This window comes from Micromonospora sp. NPDC047738, from assembly GCF_040642675.1.
Lineage (GTDB): Bacteria > Actinomycetota > Actinomycetes > Mycobacteriales > Micromonosporaceae > Micromonospora.
The window spans coordinates 146,073-161,676 of sequence record NZ_JBEYSO010000010.1 but is presented as its reverse complement, the minus strand read 5'-3'; the positions used below and the strand labels follow the sequence as shown (position 1 = coordinate 161,676).

Annotated in this window: 13 protein-coding genes; 4 read left to right on the top strand and 9 right to left on the bottom strand. The window is 72.3% G+C overall.

What is annotated here, in order from left to right; genetic code table 11:
• Window positions 1–75: 75 nt before the first annotated feature.
• Window positions 76–1,530, top strand: a complete 1,455-nt coding sequence (gene radA / locus ABZ783_RS18705) for a DNA repair protein RadA (protein WP_357439590.1) — start codon at window positions 76–78, stop codon at window positions 1,528–1,530.
• A gap of 141 nt (window positions 1,531–1,671) precedes the next feature.
• Complete coding sequence (gene disA, locus ABZ783_RS18700; protein ID WP_357439587.1) at window positions 1,672–2,853, top strand: DNA integrity scanning diadenylate cyclase DisA; 1,182 nt, start codon at window positions 1,672–1,674, stop codon at window positions 2,851–2,853.
• 39 nt (window positions 2,854–2,892) lie between these two features.
• On the opposite strand, the gene ABZ783_RS18695 is transcribed toward disA, so the two are convergent.
• The 3 genes from ABZ783_RS18695 to ABZ783_RS18685 form a co-directional block, all read right to left on the bottom strand.
• Window positions 2,893–3,633, bottom strand: coding sequence for a hypothetical protein (locus ABZ783_RS18695; RefSeq protein ID WP_357439584.1), 741 nt, complete (start codon window positions 3,631–3,633; stop codon window positions 2,893–2,895).
• Between the two features lie 140 nt (window positions 3,634–3,773).
• The gene (locus tag ABZ783_RS18690; RefSeq protein ID WP_357439581.1) at window positions 3,774–4,334 is read right to left on the bottom strand and encodes a peptide deformylase; all 561 of its coding nucleotides are present in this window, start codon (window positions 4,332–4,334) and stop codon (window positions 3,774–3,776) included.
• On the bottom strand, window positions 4,331–4,843 hold the full coding sequence (locus ABZ783_RS18685) for an ACT domain-containing protein (protein ID WP_357439579.1): 513 nt from the start codon (window positions 4,841–4,843) through the stop codon (window positions 4,331–4,333). Before ABZ783_RS18685 ends, ABZ783_RS18690 begins: the two co-directional genes overlap by 4 nt.
• Window positions 4,844–4,939: 96 nt before the next feature.
• Here ABZ783_RS18685 and ABZ783_RS18680 point away from each other — a divergent pair, with 96 nt between their 5' ends.
• The gene (locus tag ABZ783_RS18680) at window positions 4,940–5,845 is read left to right on the top strand and encodes an A/G-specific adenine glycosylase (RefSeq protein ID WP_357439577.1); all 906 of its coding nucleotides are present in this window, start codon (window positions 4,940–4,942) and stop codon (window positions 5,843–5,845) included.
• Between the two features lie 292 nt (window positions 5,846–6,137).
• Here ABZ783_RS18680 and ABZ783_RS18675 read toward each other — a convergent pair whose 3' ends face one another.
• The 3 genes from ABZ783_RS18675 to lysS form a co-directional block, all read right to left on the bottom strand.
• Window positions 6,138–8,669 (bottom strand): ATP-dependent Clp protease ATP-binding subunit, encoded by a 2,532-nt coding sequence (locus ABZ783_RS18675; protein ID WP_073837748.1) that lies wholly within the window; start codon window positions 8,667–8,669, stop codon window positions 6,138–6,140.
• Window positions 8,670–9,191: 522 nt separating this feature from the next.
• Window positions 9,192–9,542 carry an Lsr2 family protein gene (locus tag ABZ783_RS18670; RefSeq protein ID WP_148793152.1) on the bottom strand — a complete coding sequence of 117 codons (351 nt, stop codon included), beginning with the start codon at window positions 9,540–9,542 and terminating at the stop codon, window positions 9,192–9,194.
• A gap of 114 nt (window positions 9,543–9,656) precedes the next feature.
• Window positions 9,657–11,165, bottom strand: coding sequence for a lysine--tRNA ligase (lysS, locus tag ABZ783_RS18665; protein ID WP_357439573.1), 1,509 nt, complete (start codon window positions 11,163–11,165; stop codon window positions 9,657–9,659).
• Between the two features lie 93 nt (window positions 11,166–11,258).
• Between lysS and ABZ783_RS18660 the strand changes: the two genes are divergently transcribed.
• Entirely contained in the window at window positions 11,259–11,999 is a 741-nt protein-coding gene (locus ABZ783_RS18660; protein WP_357439570.1) for a class I SAM-dependent methyltransferase, read from the top strand.
• 89 nt (window positions 12,000–12,088) lie between these two features.
• Here the strand turns inward: ABZ783_RS18660 and ABZ783_RS18655 are convergent, their stop codons facing one another.
• The 3 genes from ABZ783_RS18655 to ABZ783_RS18645 all read right to left on the bottom strand — a co-directional run bounded on the left by ABZ783_RS18655 (window position 12,089) and on the right by ABZ783_RS18645 (window position 15,549).
• Window positions 12,089–12,847: a type III pantothenate kinase gene (locus ABZ783_RS18655; protein WP_357439568.1), complete on the bottom strand. Its 759-nt coding sequence runs from the start codon at window positions 12,845–12,847 to the stop codon at window positions 12,089–12,091.
• 93 nt (window positions 12,848–12,940) lie between these two features.
• Window positions 12,941–13,837 (bottom strand): carboxylating nicotinate-nucleotide diphosphorylase, encoded by an 897-nt coding sequence (gene nadC, locus ABZ783_RS18650; RefSeq protein WP_357439565.1) that lies wholly within the window; start codon window positions 13,835–13,837, stop codon window positions 12,941–12,943.
• A complete protein-coding gene (locus tag ABZ783_RS18645) occupies window positions 13,834–15,549 on the bottom strand; it encodes an L-aspartate oxidase (RefSeq protein ID WP_357439563.1) in 1,716 nt (571 codons plus the stop codon). The genes nadC and ABZ783_RS18645 overlap by 4 nt, the downstream gene beginning before the upstream one ends.
• Window positions 15,550–15,604 lie beyond the last annotated feature (55 nt).

The window sequence follows — 15,604 nt, the reverse complement described above, 5'->3', positions numbered from 1 at the left end:
TGTGGCCAGCGCCACGCCGGCGGTGTCGACGTTTCCGGGTGGGCTTTCGTCGTACCGCCCGGTTAGCGTCCTGGGGTGAGCACCTCCCGATCGACGTCCCCCCGCACCACCGCCGCCACCGGCCGGAGCCGGGGCGCCGCCCGCGAGCCGCGCCCGGCGTACGAGTGCGACGCCTGCGGCCACCAGCCACCCAAGTGGGTCGGGCGCTGCCCGGAGTGCGGCGAGTGGGGCTCGGTGGTCGAGTGCACCGTCACCGGGCCGCTGGTCTCCGGCCGGGTGGTCAGCTCCCGGATGCCTGCCGAGCCGGCCCGTCCGATCGCCACCATCAGCGCCGCGCCGGCCCGGGCCCGGCCGACCGGGGTCAGCGAGCTCGACCGGGTGCTCGGCGGTGGCCTCGTGCCCGGTGCGGTGGTGCTGCTCGCCGGCGAGCCGGGGGTCGGCAAGTCGACGCTGCTGCTCGACGTCGCCCAGCAGTGGGCGGCCAACGCCGGCAGCCCGTCCCTGGTGGTGAGCGGCGAGGAGTCGGTCAGCCAGGTGCGGCTGCGCGCCGAGCGGATGGGCACCCTGCACGAGCAGCTCTATCTGGCCGCCGAGAGCGACCTGTCGGCGGTGCTCGGCCACCTCGACGCGGTCAAGCCGGGGCTGCTGGTGCTCGACTCGGTGCAGACGATCTCGACCACCGGTACGGAGGGCGTGCCGGGCGGGGTGACCCAGGTCCGGGCGGTCACCGCGGCCCTGGTGACGGTCGCGAAGGAGCGGGGCATCGCCACCGTGCTCGTCGGCCACGTGACGAAGGACGGTCAGGTCGCCGGCCCCCGGGTGCTGGAGCACCTGGTCGACGTGGTGCTGCACTTCGAAGGCGACAAGCACTCGTCGCTGCGGATGGTCCGGGGGGTGAAGAACCGGTTCGGCGCGGCGGACGAGGTGGGCTGCTTCGAGATGCACGAGGGTGGCATCAGCAGCCTGGCCGACCCGTCCGGGCTCTTCCTGACCCGCTACGCCGAGCCGGTGCCGGGCACCTGCGTCACGGTGGCGATGGAGGGCCGGCGGGCCCTGGTGACCGAGGTGCAGGCGCTGATCGGGGCCACCGTGGCCGGCTCGCCGCGGCGTACGGTCTCGGGGCTGGACGGGGCCCGGCTGGCGATGGTGCTGGCGGTGCTCCAGCGGCGGACCGAGCGGCTGACCCTGCACGACCGCGAGGTGTTCGCCGCCACCGTGGGCGGCATCCGGGTGGTGGAGCCGGCGGCCGACCTGGCCGTGGCGCTCGCGGTCGCGTCCGGCGGCCTCAACCTGGCCATCGCCCCGCATCTGGTGGCGATCGGCGAGGTCGGGCTCACCGGCGAGGTGCGCCGGGTCGGTGCGGTCCCCCGCCGGCTGGCCGAGGCGGCCCGGCTCGGTTTCCGGTTGGCCCTGGTGCCGCCGGGCTGTGGTCCGACCAGCAGCGGGGTGACGCAGGACAACATGCGGGTGATCGAGGTCACCGACGTCCGTGCGGCACTTCAGGCGGCCGCCCGCGCGTCCGCGGAGTGACGCGTGGGGCGGCAGGGGCGGACCGGCTGGGCCATTTCGGGCACCGGGCGCACCCGGTTGTTGATCACCGAAGTAGGACATCGTGACACATCACAGTAACCACGAGAGCACCCACCGCACGGCAGTCCGTAGACTGTGCCCGTGCCGATCGACCGCGATGCCACCAAGCCCGCCGCGGCGACGCCGCACGCCCGCACCGGCGCGGTGGGCTCCCCCGCCCGTCCGATCAACGTGACCGTCACCGGAGGCGTCGGCGCCGGCGGAGATCCGCTGCGCGCCAACCTCGCCCTGATGGCGCCGGGCACCGCGCTGCGCGACGGGCTCGAGCGCATCCTGCGCGGCCGCACCGGCGCGCTCATCGTGCTCGGCTACGACAAGGTGGTCGAGCAGCTCTGCACCGGCGGCTTCCCGCTGGACGTGGAGTTCTCCGCCACCCGGGTCCGCGAGCTGTGCAAGATGGACGGCGCCGTGGTGCTCTCCAGCGACGGCACGCGGATCGTCCGGGCCGCGGTGCACCTGATGCCCGACCCGTCCATCCCCACCGAGGAGTCCGGCACCCGGCACCGCACGGCCGAGCGGGTGGCCCGGCAGACCGGCTACCCGGTCATCTCGGTGAGCCAGTCCATGCGGATCATCAGCCTCTACGTCAACGGCCAGCGGCACGTGCTGGACGACTCGGCGGCCATCCTGTCCCGCGCCAACCAGGCCCTGGCCACCCTGGAGCGCTACAAGCTCCGCCTGGACGAGGTCTCCGGCACCCTCTCCGCCCTGGAGATCGAGGATCTGGTGACCGTACGCGACGCGGTGGCCGTGGTGCAGCGGCTGGAGATGGTCCGCCGGATCGCCGACGAGATCGCCGGGTACGTGGTGGAGTTGGGCACCGACGGCCGGCTGCTCGCCCTCCAGCTCGACGAGCTGATGGCCGGCGTGGACGCCGACCGCACCCTGGTCATCCGGGACTACCTCCCGGTCGGCCGCAAGTCCCGCACCCTCGACGAGGCGCTGGTCGAGCTGGACCTGCTCAGCGCCACCGAGCTGATCGACCTGGTGGCGGTGGCCAAGGCCATCGGCTACCCGTCCGCCTCCGACGCCCTCGACGCGGCGGTGAGCCCGCGCGGCTTCCGCCTGCTGGCCAAGGTGCCCCGGCTCCCCACGGCCGTGGTCGACCGGCTGGTGGTGCACTTCGGCAGCCTCCAACGGCTGCTCGGCGCCACCGTGGAGGACCTGCAGACGGTCGAGGGAGTGGGCGACGCCCGCGCCCGGGGGGTCCGCGAGGGCCTGTCCCGGCTCGCCGAGGCGTCCATCCTGGAGCGTTACGTCTGAGCCCGCGTCCGCCCCGGCCGCCGGTCAGCCGGCCTCCGATCAGCCGGTGATGGTCAGCTTCACCGGCTCGCTGAGCTTGGTGCCCACCCGGGCGAAGACCTGGTACGCGCCGGGCTGCGCGTACGGGCCGTCGGCCAGACCGTTCGCGCACTTCGTGCTGTACCGGCCGTTCCAGCCCAGCTCGTAGGAGCGCTCGAAGTTCGGCGTGAACGACTGCACGTCCGAGCCCTTGCCGGTGCCGCAGGTGTCCGAGGACCAGACCTTCTCCGCGCCGACCTTGACGAACAGTTCCTGGAGGTCGGCGCCCACATCCCGGCTGCAGGTACGGTTCGACACGTTCTTGACCTTGAGCCGGAGGGTGACCACCGTGCCCTGCCGGGCGGTGGCCGGCAGGGCCACCGGGGTCACCCGGATCTCGGAGTCGGCGCAGGTGCCGTCGTCGACCACCGGGGCGGCCGGCACGTCGTTGGACCCGCCGCCGCTCTGCCCGCTGTCCGAGCCGCCCGAGTCGCCGCCCGAGTCGCCGCCCGAGTCGCCGCCGGCGTCGCCGGGCGTCGGGGACGGGCTGCCGGAGGTCGGTGTCAGCACCGACCCGGTCGGCTGCGGCGCCGGCCCGGACGCCTTCGCCGAGGGATCGGCACCCGTCGCGCCGGTGTTGTTGCGCTCCGTGCCGGTGCAGGAATAGAGCAGGACAATCAGGAAGAGAAGCCCCGCTCCGAGCACGACGGCGCGACGCCGCCAGTACACGGCGGGTGGCAGGGGGCCGACCGTCAGACGCATGATGCGTTCACGGTAGCGGCGTACCGCACGACGCGGGGCACGACGCGCCGGTACGGACGAACCCGGCCGAGCCGGCCCTCCACACTCGACGGCAGGTCGTCACCGAGCGGCTCCGGACGGGCGCGCAGCGCCATGACGGCTCAGAGATAGACCTTGCGCTGGTAGACGGCGTGCGCCCCGGCGACCCGGTCGAGAAAGAGCAGTCCGGCGCAGTGGTCGATCTCGTGCTGGAGCGCCCTCGCCTCGAACCCGTCCGTCACCAGCCGCACCGGCGCGCCGCTGCCCGGCAGCACCCCCTCGACCACGAGCCGGCCGGCCCGCTTCACATCGCCGGTCAGGTCGGGCACCGACATGCAGCCCTCCCGGCCGGCCTTCCAGCGGCTCGCCTCCACCACCTTGGCGTTGCAGAGCACGAAGGTGCCATGCACCGTGACCGCCTTCGGGTGGCCGGTTACGTCCACCGCGAACACCTGCGCGCCCACCCCGACCTGCGGCGCGGCGAGGCCGACACAGCCCGGCGAGACCCGCATGGTGGCGACCAGGTCGGCGGCGAGGCGGATCACCTCGGTTGAGGTCGGGTCGACCTCCGGCCCGGGCCGGCTGAGCACCGGGTCGGGCGCGGCGACCACCGGACGCACCTCGCCCGGCACGCCGAGCGCCTCGGGGGTCCAGCCACCCAGGCCGACGTACTCGGCGGTCACAGCAGGTCCGGGTCCGCCGGCCGGAGGCTGACGCCCACGCCCAGCTCGGCAGCAGTACGGGCCAGCCGGCCGGCCACCTCGTCGGAGCTGCCCGGCGGCAGTTCCACCTCGGCGACCACCACGTAGAGGGACCCGGTCAGCCGGGTGCTCAGATCGGTGACGTTGCCGCCCGCGTCGGCCAGCACCCGGGTCATCGCCGCGACGATGCCCATCCGGTCCGCGCCGTGCACCGCCATCACGTACGGCTCGCCGGCCGGCGCGGTCCGCCCGTCGGGGGTGACCGCGCGTACGGTGGCCAGCAGTTGGCCGTCCGCGGCGAGCGGGGCCAGCGCGGCCTCGACCTCGGCGGCGGCCGGGCCCACGCAGATCAGGGTCATCGCGAAGTGTCCCCGCAGCCGGGTCATCGTGGAGTCGGTGAGGTTCGCGCCGAGCCGCGCGAGTGCCTCGGCGACGTCGGCCACGATGCCCGGCCGGTCCCGGCCGATGACGGTGATCGCGAGCTCGTTCATCCGGACATTCTGCCCCGTCGGCCCTGGTCGGCCGCGTGGGCCCGGCCCGCCCGCCCATCCTGCGGGAAAGCCGTCCGTGACATGATCGGCAGCGCGATGTCTGAGCCCACCTTCGCCACCCTGGTCAGCCGGTGGTACGAGCGGAACGCCCGCGACCTGCCGTGGCGCAAGCCGGGCGTCGGCGCCTGGGCCATCCTGGTCAGCGAGGTCATGCTCCAGCAGACGCCGGTGGTCCGGGTGCTGCCCGCCTGGGAGGCGTGGCTGGCCCGCTGGCCCGTCCCGGCCGCGCTCGCCGAGGACACCCCGGCCGAGGCGATCCGGATGTGGGGCCGGCTCGGCTACCCCCGCCGGGCCGTCCGGCTGCGGGACTGCGCGGTGGCGATCGTGGACCGGCACGGCGGTGCGGTGCCGGACCGGCTGGACCAGTTGCTGGCCCTGCCAGGCGTCGGGACGTACACGGCCCGGGCGGTGGCGGCGTTCGCGTACGGGCAGCGGCACCCGGTGGTCGACACCAACGTGCGCCGGGTGGTCTGCCGGGCGGTCGCCGGGGAGCCGGACGCCGGACCGGCCACCCGCCCCGCCGACCTGGTGGCCACCGAGGAACTGCTGCCGGCGGAGCCCGCCGCGGCGGCCCTGGCCAGCGCCGCGTTCATGGAACTCGGTGCCATGATCTGCACCGCCCGCGCACCGCGCTGCACGATCTGCCCGGTCGAGTCCGTCTGCGCCTGGCGGGCGTCCGGGCAGGAGGCCCCGGCCGGCCCGACCCGCCGCCCCCAGCGGTACGCCGGCACCGACCGCCAGGTACGCGGCCTGCTGCTCGCGGTGCTCCGCGAGGCGACCGGCCCGGTGCCGCACCAACGGCTGGACCAGGTGTGGCACGACGACGTGCAGCGGGCCCGGGCCCTGGCCGGGCTGGTCACCGACGGACTGGTCGAACCCGTCGGCGAGGAGTCCTTCCGCCTGCTCGGCGACGGCCCCCCGATCCCTCTCCCCCGCCCCTGATCCCCACCCCGGGCCGTCGTGGCAGCACCCGGTCGCCGATCTGGCGGTATCTCACCCCCGCGAGGGCGCCGAATCGCCGAACTGGCGGCACCACGCCGCCGCGGACACCACCACATCGCCGACCTCGCGTCGATCAAGCGCGACGGCGACGCGGCCGGATTTGCGCCGAGCCGGCAAGGCGGTCCGGCGAGACGGTGCGGGGCAGGGCGGGGCAGGAGCAGGGCAGGAGCAGGAAAAGGCGACGGCCCCGGCGGCTTTCGCCGACCGGGGCCGTCGCCCTGTTTGATGTGCCTTACTCGTCCGCACCTGCGGTGGCGGCGCCACCGAGGTCCGCCGGGACGGCGTCCGGCACGGCCACCGGCCGGTCGGCGCCCCGGAAGACGAGCTTGGACTTGTCGATGTTGCTCGGGTCGCCCTCGCAGTCCACCACCACGATCTGACCCGGGGTCAGCTCGTTGAAGAGGATCCGCTCGGAGAGGTTGTCCTCGATGTCGCGCTGGATCGTGCGACGCAGCGGCCGCGCGCCCAGCACCGGGTCGAAGCCCTTCTTCGCCAGGTACTTCTTGGCGTTGTCGGTCAGCTCCAGGCCCATGTCCTTGTTCTTCAGCTGGGTCTCGATCCGCTGGATCATGATGTCCACGATCGACAGGATCTCGTTCTCCCGCAGCTGGTGGAAGACGATGGTGTCGTCGATCCGGTTCAGGAACTCGGGCCGGAAGTGCTGCTTGAGCTCGTCGTTGACCTTCTGCTTCATCCGGTCGTAGTTCGACTCGGAGTCCTCAGAGGCCTGGAAGCCCAGCGACACCGCCTTGGCGACGTCCCGCGTACCGAGGTTGGTGGTCAGGATGATGACCGTGTTCTTGAAGTCCACGATCCGACCCTGGCCGTCCGTGAGCCGCCCGTCCTCCAGGATCTGGAGGAGCGTGTTGAACACGTCCGGGTGGGCCTTCTCGATCTCGTCGAACAGGACCACCGAGAACGGCCGACGGCGCACCTTCTCGGTCAACTGCCCGCCCTCGTCGTAGCCGACGTAGCCGGGAGGGGCACCCACCAGCCGGGACACCGTGTACCGGTCGTGGAACTCGGACATGTCCAGCTGGATGAGGGCATCCTCGCTACCGAACAGGAACTCGGCGAGCGCCTTGGACAGCTCGGTCTTACCCACACCGGACGGGCCGGCGAAGATGAACGAGCCGGACGGGCGCTTCGGGTCCTTCAGGCCGGCCCGGGTACGCCGGATCGCCTTCGAGACCGCCTTGACCGCGTCCTCCTGGCCGATGACGCGCTTGTGCAGCTCGTCCTCCATGCGCAGCAGGCGCGAGGTCTCCTCCTCGGTCAGCTTGTAGACCGGGATGCCGGTCCAGTTGCCGAGCACCTCGGCGATCTGCTCGTCGTCGACCTCGCTGACGACGTCCAGGTCACCGGCCTTCCACTCCTTCTCCCGCTGGGCCTTCTGGCCGAGCAGCTGCTTCTCCTTGTCGCGGAGCTGAGCGGCCCGCTCGAAGTCCTGCGCGTCGATCGCGGACTCCTTGTCGCGGCGCACCTGGGCGATGCGCTCGTCGAAGTCACGCAGGTCTGGCGGCGCGGTCATCCGGCGGATGCGCATCCGGGCACCGGCCTCGTCGATCAGGTCGATCGCCTTGTCCGGCAGGAAGCGGTCGGAGATGTACCGGTCGGCCAGGGTTGCGGCGGCCACCAGGGCGGCGTCGGTGATGCTCACCCGGTGGTGCGCCTCGTAGCGGTCCCGCAGGCCCTTGAGGATCTCGATGGTGTGCGCCAGCGAGGGCTCACCCACCTGGATCGGCTGGAAGCGGCGCTCGAGAGCGGCGTCCTTCTCCAGGTGCTTGCGGTATTCGTCGAGGGTGGTGGCACCGATGGTCTGCAGCTCGCCACGGGCCAGCATCGGCTTGAGGATGCTGGCGGCGTCGATCGCGCCCTCGGCGGCACCCGCACCCACCAGGGTGTGGATCTCGTCGATGAACAGGATGATGTCGCCGCGGGTGCGAATCTCCTTGAGCACCTTCTTCAGGCGCTCCTCGAAGTCACCGCGGTAGCGCGAGCCGGCCACCAGGGCACCGAGGTCCAGCGTGTAGAGCTGCTTGTCCTTCAGCGTCTCGGGCACCTCGCCCTTGATGATCTTCTGGGACAGCCCCTCCACCACGGCGGTCTTGCCGACGCCGGGCTCACCGATCAGGACCGGGTTGTTCTTGGTACGGCGGGAGAGCACCTGCATGACCCGCTCGATTTCCTTCTCGCGCCCGATGACCGGGTCGAGCTTGCCCTCGCGGGCGGCCTGGGTCAGGTTGCGGCCGAACTGGTCCAGCACGAGGCTGGTCGACGGCGCGGCCTCACCCGGCGCGGCACCTGCCGCGGCCGGCTCCTTGCCCTGGTAGCCGGAGAGCAGCTGGATCACCTGCTGGCGGACTCGGTTGAGGTCCGCGCCGAGCTTGACCAGCACCTGGGCGGCGACGCCCTCACCCTCGCGGATCAGGCCGAGCAGGATGTGCTCCGTGCCGATGTAGTTGTGGCCGAGCTGCAGCGCCTCACGCAGCGACAGCTCCAGCACCTTCTTGGCCCGCGGCGTGAACGGGATGTGCCCGCTCGGCGCCTGCTGGCCCTGGCCGATGATCTCCTCGACCTGCTGGCGGACGCCCTCGAGGGAGATGCCGAGGCTCTCCAGGGCCTTTGCCGCGACACCCTCACCCTCGTGGATCAGGCCCAGCAGGATGTGCTCCGTACCGATGTAGTTGTGGTTGAGCATCCGGGCCTCTTCCTGGGCCAGGACGACAACCCGTCGCGCTCGGTCGGTGAACCGCTCGAACATGCCCTCGTGCTCCTCACGTGCCGTGCGCCTTGATGGTCTAGATCTTGGCGGGGCCGGTGCGCGGACGTCCGGGACGGGCGTCCGTGCCTCCTTACTCTATCGCCGCGGACCGACTCCGCTGAGGTCGTGCGACCCCGCGAATGGCCGTTCACGCGTCGTTTCTGACAACCGTCCACGCTCAGGAGGTGTTCCGGTACCCCTGCCTGTACGCGCAGAGCGAAATTCGACCGTGGGTGGAAAAGCCCGGTCGGGGGCTCCCCGGACGTCTCCGGGCCGGGGCGGGCGGCGTCAGTGCCGGCCGCCGGTCATCCACAACCTGTGGACAAGTTCTCCACTGCCTGTGGACAACTTCCCCCACGGCGGTTTTCTTCCCGGTCCCGGCCCAGGTTTCCCGGCACCCGACCGCCGCTCCCGACGGCCCCGGGACATACCGGACAGACGGCGCGAGAGGGCTGAAACGGCGACGCCGGCCCGGAGTGGCACTCCGGTCCGGCGTCGTAGTCGCCTGGTAGGCGCGTCGGCTCAGTGGCCCGCCTTCGCGTGGTACTCGTCGACGATCTCCTGCGGGATGCGGCCCCGGTCCGAGATGTCCTTGCCGGCCTTCTTGGCCCAGGCCCGGATGGCCTTGTTCTGCTCGCGGTCGGCGGTCGCGCCGCCCCGGCCACGCGCGGCCCGGCCACCGACGACCACCCCGCCGCGCCCGACCTTGGTGCCGTGGGCGATGTACTGAGCGAATACGTCGCGCAATTTCTCGGCATTGGGAGCCGACAGGTCGATCTCGTACTGCACGCCGTCGAGCGCGAACTTGACGGTCTCGTCAGCGTCCCCGCCGTCCAGGTCATCGACCAGCTTGTGAATGATCTGCTTGGCCACAGCCCCACATTCCTTTCGAGCAGGGTGGTCCTCCCGTTATTACAGGAGCACGATAACCCGCCCGACACTTGCCGCGTCAATAGGACCCGGTAACGACCCGGTAGTGCTTCGCGGCTACTCGGGGCGGACCAACGGGAACAGGATGGTTTCCCGAATTCCCAGGCCGGTCAGCGCCATCAAGAGCCGGTCGATTCCCATTCCCATACCGCCGGCCGGCGGCATTCCGTACTCCATCGCCCGGAGAAAGTCCTCGTCCAGTCGCATGGCCTCGTCGTCGCCGCGGGCGGCGAGCTGCGCCTGGGCCACCAGCCGCTCCCGCTGCACCACCGGGTCGACCAGCTCGGAATACGCGGTGCCCAGCTCGAAGCCGAGCACGTAGAGGTCCCACTTCTCGGCCAGGCCCGGCTCCGTGCGGTGCGCCCGGGTCAGCGGGCTGGTCTCCTCCGGATAGTCGCGCACAAAGGTGGGCGCCTGCAGCGACGGGACGACCAGTTCCTCGAACAGCTCCTCGGCCAGCTTGCCCGGACCCCACTTGGGGTCGACACCGAGCCCGACCTTGTCCGCGTACTCGACCAGGCGGGACCTTTCCGTGCGCACGGTGACCTCCTCACCGAGCGCTTCGGAAAGAACACCGAACAGCGTCACCGACCGCCACTCGCCGCCGAGATCGAACTCGCGGCCGTCGGCGTGGGTGACCACCGTCGAGCCACCCACCGCGATCGCGGCCTGCTGCACGAGATTACGGGTCAGCTCGGCCATCGTGTTGTAGTCGCCGTACGCCTGGTAGGCCTCGAGCATCGCGAACTCGGGCGAGTGCGAGGAGTCGATGCCCTCATTACGGAAGTTGCGGTTGATCTCGAAGACCTGGTCCACACCGCCGACCACGGCACGCTTGAGAAACAGTTCCGGCGCGATTCGCAGATACAGATCGGTGCTGAGCGCATTGCTGTGGGTCACGAATGGGCGGGCCGCCGCGCCACCGTGCAGCAACTGGAGCATCGGGGTCTCCACCTCGACAAAGCCCTGCGCGTGCAGGGTGTCGCGGAGGCTGCGCACGGCGGCGGCGCGGGTGCGTACCATCTGCCGCGCCTGCGGCCGAACGACCAGGTCCACGTAGCGCTGGCGGACCCGGGCCTCCTCGCTCAGCGGCTTGTGCGCCACCGGCAGCGGGCGGAGCGCCTTGGCGGTGACCGCCCACTCCTCGACCAGCACCGACAGCTCGCCGCGCCGGCTGGTGATCACCTCACCGGTGACCCCGACGTGGTCGCCGAGGTCGACCAGGCGCTTCCAGTCCTCCAGCCGCTCCGGGCCGACCCGGTCCAGCGAGAGCATCGCCTGCAGTTCGGTGCCGTCACCGTCCCGCAGCGTGGCGAAGCAGAGCTTGCCGGTGTTGCGTACGAAGATCACCCGGCCGGTGACCGAGACCCGGTCGCCGGTGGCGGTGTCGGTGGGCAGGTCGGCGTACTGCGCCCGGATCCGGGCCAGCGTGCTGGTCCGGGGGTATCCGACCGGGTACGGCTCGACGCCCTCGGCGAGCATCCGGTCCCGCTTCTCCCGGCGGACCTTCATCTGCTCCGGAAGGTCGTCGGCGGGGTCGACTGGCACGGCGTTCTGCTCGGTCACGGCACGCTTCCTCAAGCCTTGGGAAAAATCGGCGGGTCAGCCCATGAGCGTACTCAAGCGGCCTGCTGGCCGTTACGGGATAACCTGCCGCTCATGACGGACCCCACTCAGGCGCTCTCCTTCGGCGTCGCCGCCGCCGAGTACGACCGGTTCCGCCCCCGGTATCCCGAGGCAGCGCTGCGCTGGGCGCTCGACGGGCTCGTCGTGCCGGCCAAGGTGGTGGACCTGGGCGCGGGGACCGGCATCCTCAGCCGGGGCGTGCTCGCGCTCGGCCACGACGTCGTACCGGTGGAACCGGATCCGGGAATGCGGGCGCAACTGGCAGTCGCCACCCCGGGCACGACGGCGCTGGCCGGCAGCGCCGAGGCGATGCCGCTGCCGGACGGGTCGGCGGACGCCGTCCTGGTCGGCCAGGCCTACCACTGGTTCGACAAGGAGCCTGCGCACGCCGAGATCGCCCGGGTGCTGCGGTCCGGCGGCACCTTCGCCCCGATCTGGAACGTCCGCGACGAGCGGGTTACCTGGGTGGCGGAACTGACCCGGATCGCCCACCTCGGCGACACCGCCGGCGACGTGACCGAGAAGTACGGCGACTTCGGCCCCGCCTTCGAGCCGGTCGAGCTGGGCGAGTTCGCCCACACCACCACACTCACGCCCGACGAGGTGGTGGGCATGCTGCACACCCGCTCGTACTGGCTCACCGCCCCGGCGGAGGAGCAGGAAAAGATCGACCGGGAACTCCGGGAGCTCTTCGCGACCCACCCGGACCTGGCCGGGCGGGAGACCGTCGAACTCCCCTACCGCACGTTCGTCTTCCGCTCCCGACGGCGCTGAACCACCGAAGGGTTTCCGGGCAGCCCGACCGGCGGAGGGATCAAGCCTGACCGCCCGGAGCCGGTTGGGCTGCCCGGAAACCCACCGGGTCAGAGGTTCCGCTCATAAACCATCCGCAGGCCGATGAGCGTGATCATCGGCTCGTGGTGGGTGATCGTGCGGCACTCGTTGAGCACCAGGGCGGCCAGGCCACCGGTGGCGATCACCGCCTTCACCTCGCCCAGCTCCTCGGTCATCCGCTCGACGATCCGGTCCACCTGGCCGGCGAAGCCGAAGTAGAGGCCGGCCTGGAGGCACTCGACGGTGTTCTTGCCGATCACCGACCGGGGCATGGTGGCCTCCACCTTGCGCAGCTGGGCGGCGCGGGCGGCCAGCGCGTCGAAGGAGATCTCGATGCCCGGCGCGAAGGCCCCGCCGAGGAACTCGCCCCGGCCGCTGATCACGTCGAAGTTGGTGGTCGTGCCGAAGTCCACCACGATCGACGGCCCGCCGTAGAGGGTGTACGCGGCCAGGGTGTTGACCACCCGGTCCGCGCCGACCTCCTTGGGGTTGTCGATGGCGAGCTGCACCCCGGTGCGTACCCCGGGCTCGACGATCACACTCGGCAGGTCCGCGTAGTAGCGGGCCAGCATGGTGCGCAGTGAGCGCAGCGCGGCCGGCACCGTGGAGCAGGCGGCCACCCCGGTGATCTCCACGGCGTCACCGGCGAGCAGTCCCCGGAACATCAGACCCAGCTCGTCGGCGGTGGAGCGGGCGTCGGTCTTGATCCGCCAGGAGTGCACCAGCTTGTCGCCGTCGAAGGTCGCCAGCACGGTGTTGGTGTTTCCGATGTCGATGCAGAGCAGCACGCTGGCAGCCTAGACGGCGCTCGCGCCGCGGGTGAGCGCGAGGAGTGAGCCGGGTTTGCGAGCCCCGCAGTCGCGAACGAAGACCAGCACAGCTCATGCCGTGCGCAGATCCAGGGCGATGTCCAGGATCGGCGAGGAGTGGGTCAGCGCGCCCACCGAGAGGAAGTCCACCCCGGTCGCGCCGTACTCGGCCGCCACCGGCAGGGTCAGCCCACCGGTCGCCTCCAGCTCGGCCCGGTCGCCCACCGCCGCGACCACCTCGCGCAGCTGCGCCGGGGTCATGTTGTCCAGCAGCAGGAAGTCGGCGCCCGCCTCGACCGCCTCCACCGCCTCGGCCAGGGTGTCCACCTCCACCTGCACCGGCACGTCCGGGAACGCCTCCCGGACCCGGCGGTAGGCGGCGGCGATCCCGCCCGCGGCGACCTTGTGGTTGTCCTTGATCATGGCGACGTCGTGCAGACCCATCCGCTTGTTGGTGCCGCCGCCGGCGCGGACCGCGTACTTCTCCAGGGCGCGCAGGCCGGGGGTGGTCTTGCGGGTGTCGAGCACCATCGCCTTGCTGCCGGCCAGGGCGTCGGCCCAGGCCCGGGTGTGAGTGGCCACCCCGGACATCCGGCACAGCAGGTTGAGCGCCGTCCGCTCGGCGGTGAGCAGCAGCCGGGTCGGGCCGGCCACCGTGGCCAGCACGTCGCCGCGGGCCACCCGCTGCCCGTCCTGGGCCACCAGCGACACCTCCACCGTACGGCCGGCGCCGGTCACCTCGCCCACCAGCTCGAACACGGCCGCGGCCACGGCCAGCCCGGCCACCACGCCGTCGGCCCGGGCGACCAGGTCACCGGTGTCGTGCTGGGCGGCCGGGATGGTGGCGACGCTGGTGACGTCGAGGAAGTCGGGACCCAGGTCCTCGGCGAGCGCGTCGACGATCACCCGCCGTACCCGCTCCGGGTCCAGGCCACCGGCCCGCAGGGCCCGCTCCGTCGACTCCCTCACCGTGCCTCCTCTGTTCGCGACTGCGGGGCTCGTTCCTCCCAGCGCTCGGTCAACCGTCCCTCGGTCCCGACCCCGGCGACGAGATGGCCCAGCCACCGGTCGTCGGCCGTCGGGAAGTCCTCCCGCCAGTGGCAGCCCCGGGTCTCACGACGGGTGTACGCGGCGGCGACCAGCGCCGACGCCACGGTGATCAGGTTCGTCGCCTCCCAGTCGGCGGTACGCGGAACCCCCCGGCCCTGACCCAGCTCGGTGAGCGTGCCGGCCGTCGCGGCCAGGCTCTGCGCCGAGCGGAGCACCCCCGCCCCCCGGGTCATCGCCCGCTGCAGGGTGGCGGTGGTCGCGGCCGGCACCACCCAGCCCTGGCCACCCACCCAGGCGCCGGTCTCGGCCGGCTTCGCCTGCTCGGGCAGCCCGGCGGCCACGTCCTCGGCGATCCGGCGGGAGAAGACCAGCCCCTCCAGCAGCGAGTTGCTGGCCAGCCGGTTGGCACCGTGCACCCCGGTGCAGGCCACCTCGCCGCAGGCGTACAGGCCGGGGATCGAGGTGCGGCCGTGCAGGTCGGTACGGACGCCGCCGGAGGCGTAGTGGGCGGCCGGCGCGACCGGGATCAGGTCGGTCGCCGGGTCCACCCCGATCGCCAGGCAGGACGCCACGATGGTCGGGAAACGCCGGGCCAGGAAGTCCCCGCCGAGGTGCCGGGCGTCCAGGAAGACGTGGTCCGCGCCGGTGGCCAGCAGCACCCGGTGGATGCCCTTGGCGACCACGTCCCGCGGAGCCAGCTCGGCCAGCTCGTGCTGGCCGACCATGAACCGCTTGCCGTCACCGTCGACCAGATGGGCGCCCTCGCCGCGCAGCGCCTCGGAGACCAGCGGCTGCTGGGCCCGGGCGGCGCCGGGCGCGCCGGCCGGCACGATCAGCGCGGTCGGGTGGAACTGGACGAACTCCACGTCGGTGACCGCCGCGCCGGCCCGCATGGCGAGCGCCACGCCGTCGCCGGTGGAGACCGCCGGGTTGGTGGTGGCCGCGAAGATCTGGCCCATGCCGCCGGTGGCCAGCACCACCGCCCGGGCCAGGAGCGCCCCGACGCCGTCCTCACTGCCCTCGCCCAGCACGTGCAGGGTGATCCCACACGCCGGGCCGAGCCCGTCCGGGCCGTCCCCGGGGGCGCGCAGCAGGTCCAGCACGAGGGCGTGCTCGACCAGCCGGATCCACGGGTCGCGGTGGACCGCCGCATGCAGCGCCCGCTGCACCTCGGCCCCGGTGGCGTCGCCGCCGGCGTGCACGATTCGGTCCGCCCGGTGGCCGCCCTCGCGGGTGAGCATCAGCGAGCCGTCCGGGTTACGGTCGAACTCGGCCCCGATCCGCATCAGCTCGCGCAGCCGGGTCGGGCCCTCCTCCACCAGCACGCGGACCGCCGCCGGGTCGCACAGGCCGACCCCGGCCACCTCGGTGTCGTACGCGTGCGCGACCGGGGTATCGGTCGGGTCGAGCACGGCGGCGATGCCGCCCTGCGCCCAGCGGGTCGAGCCCTCGTCCATGTTGACCTTGGTGACCACCGTGACGTGCAGCCCCGCCTCGCGCAGGTGCAGCGCGGCGGTCAGCCCGGCGACCCCGGAGCCCACCACGATCACGTCCGTGGTCTCCACCCAGCCGGGTGCGGGCGCGGCCAGCAGCCTGGGCAGGGCCGGCAGGTCGACGGTCGGAACGTCCATGAGCACAGTCAACCCGAACGTCCCTCGCCCCGGGCGGCGGGGGCGGGACGAGTGG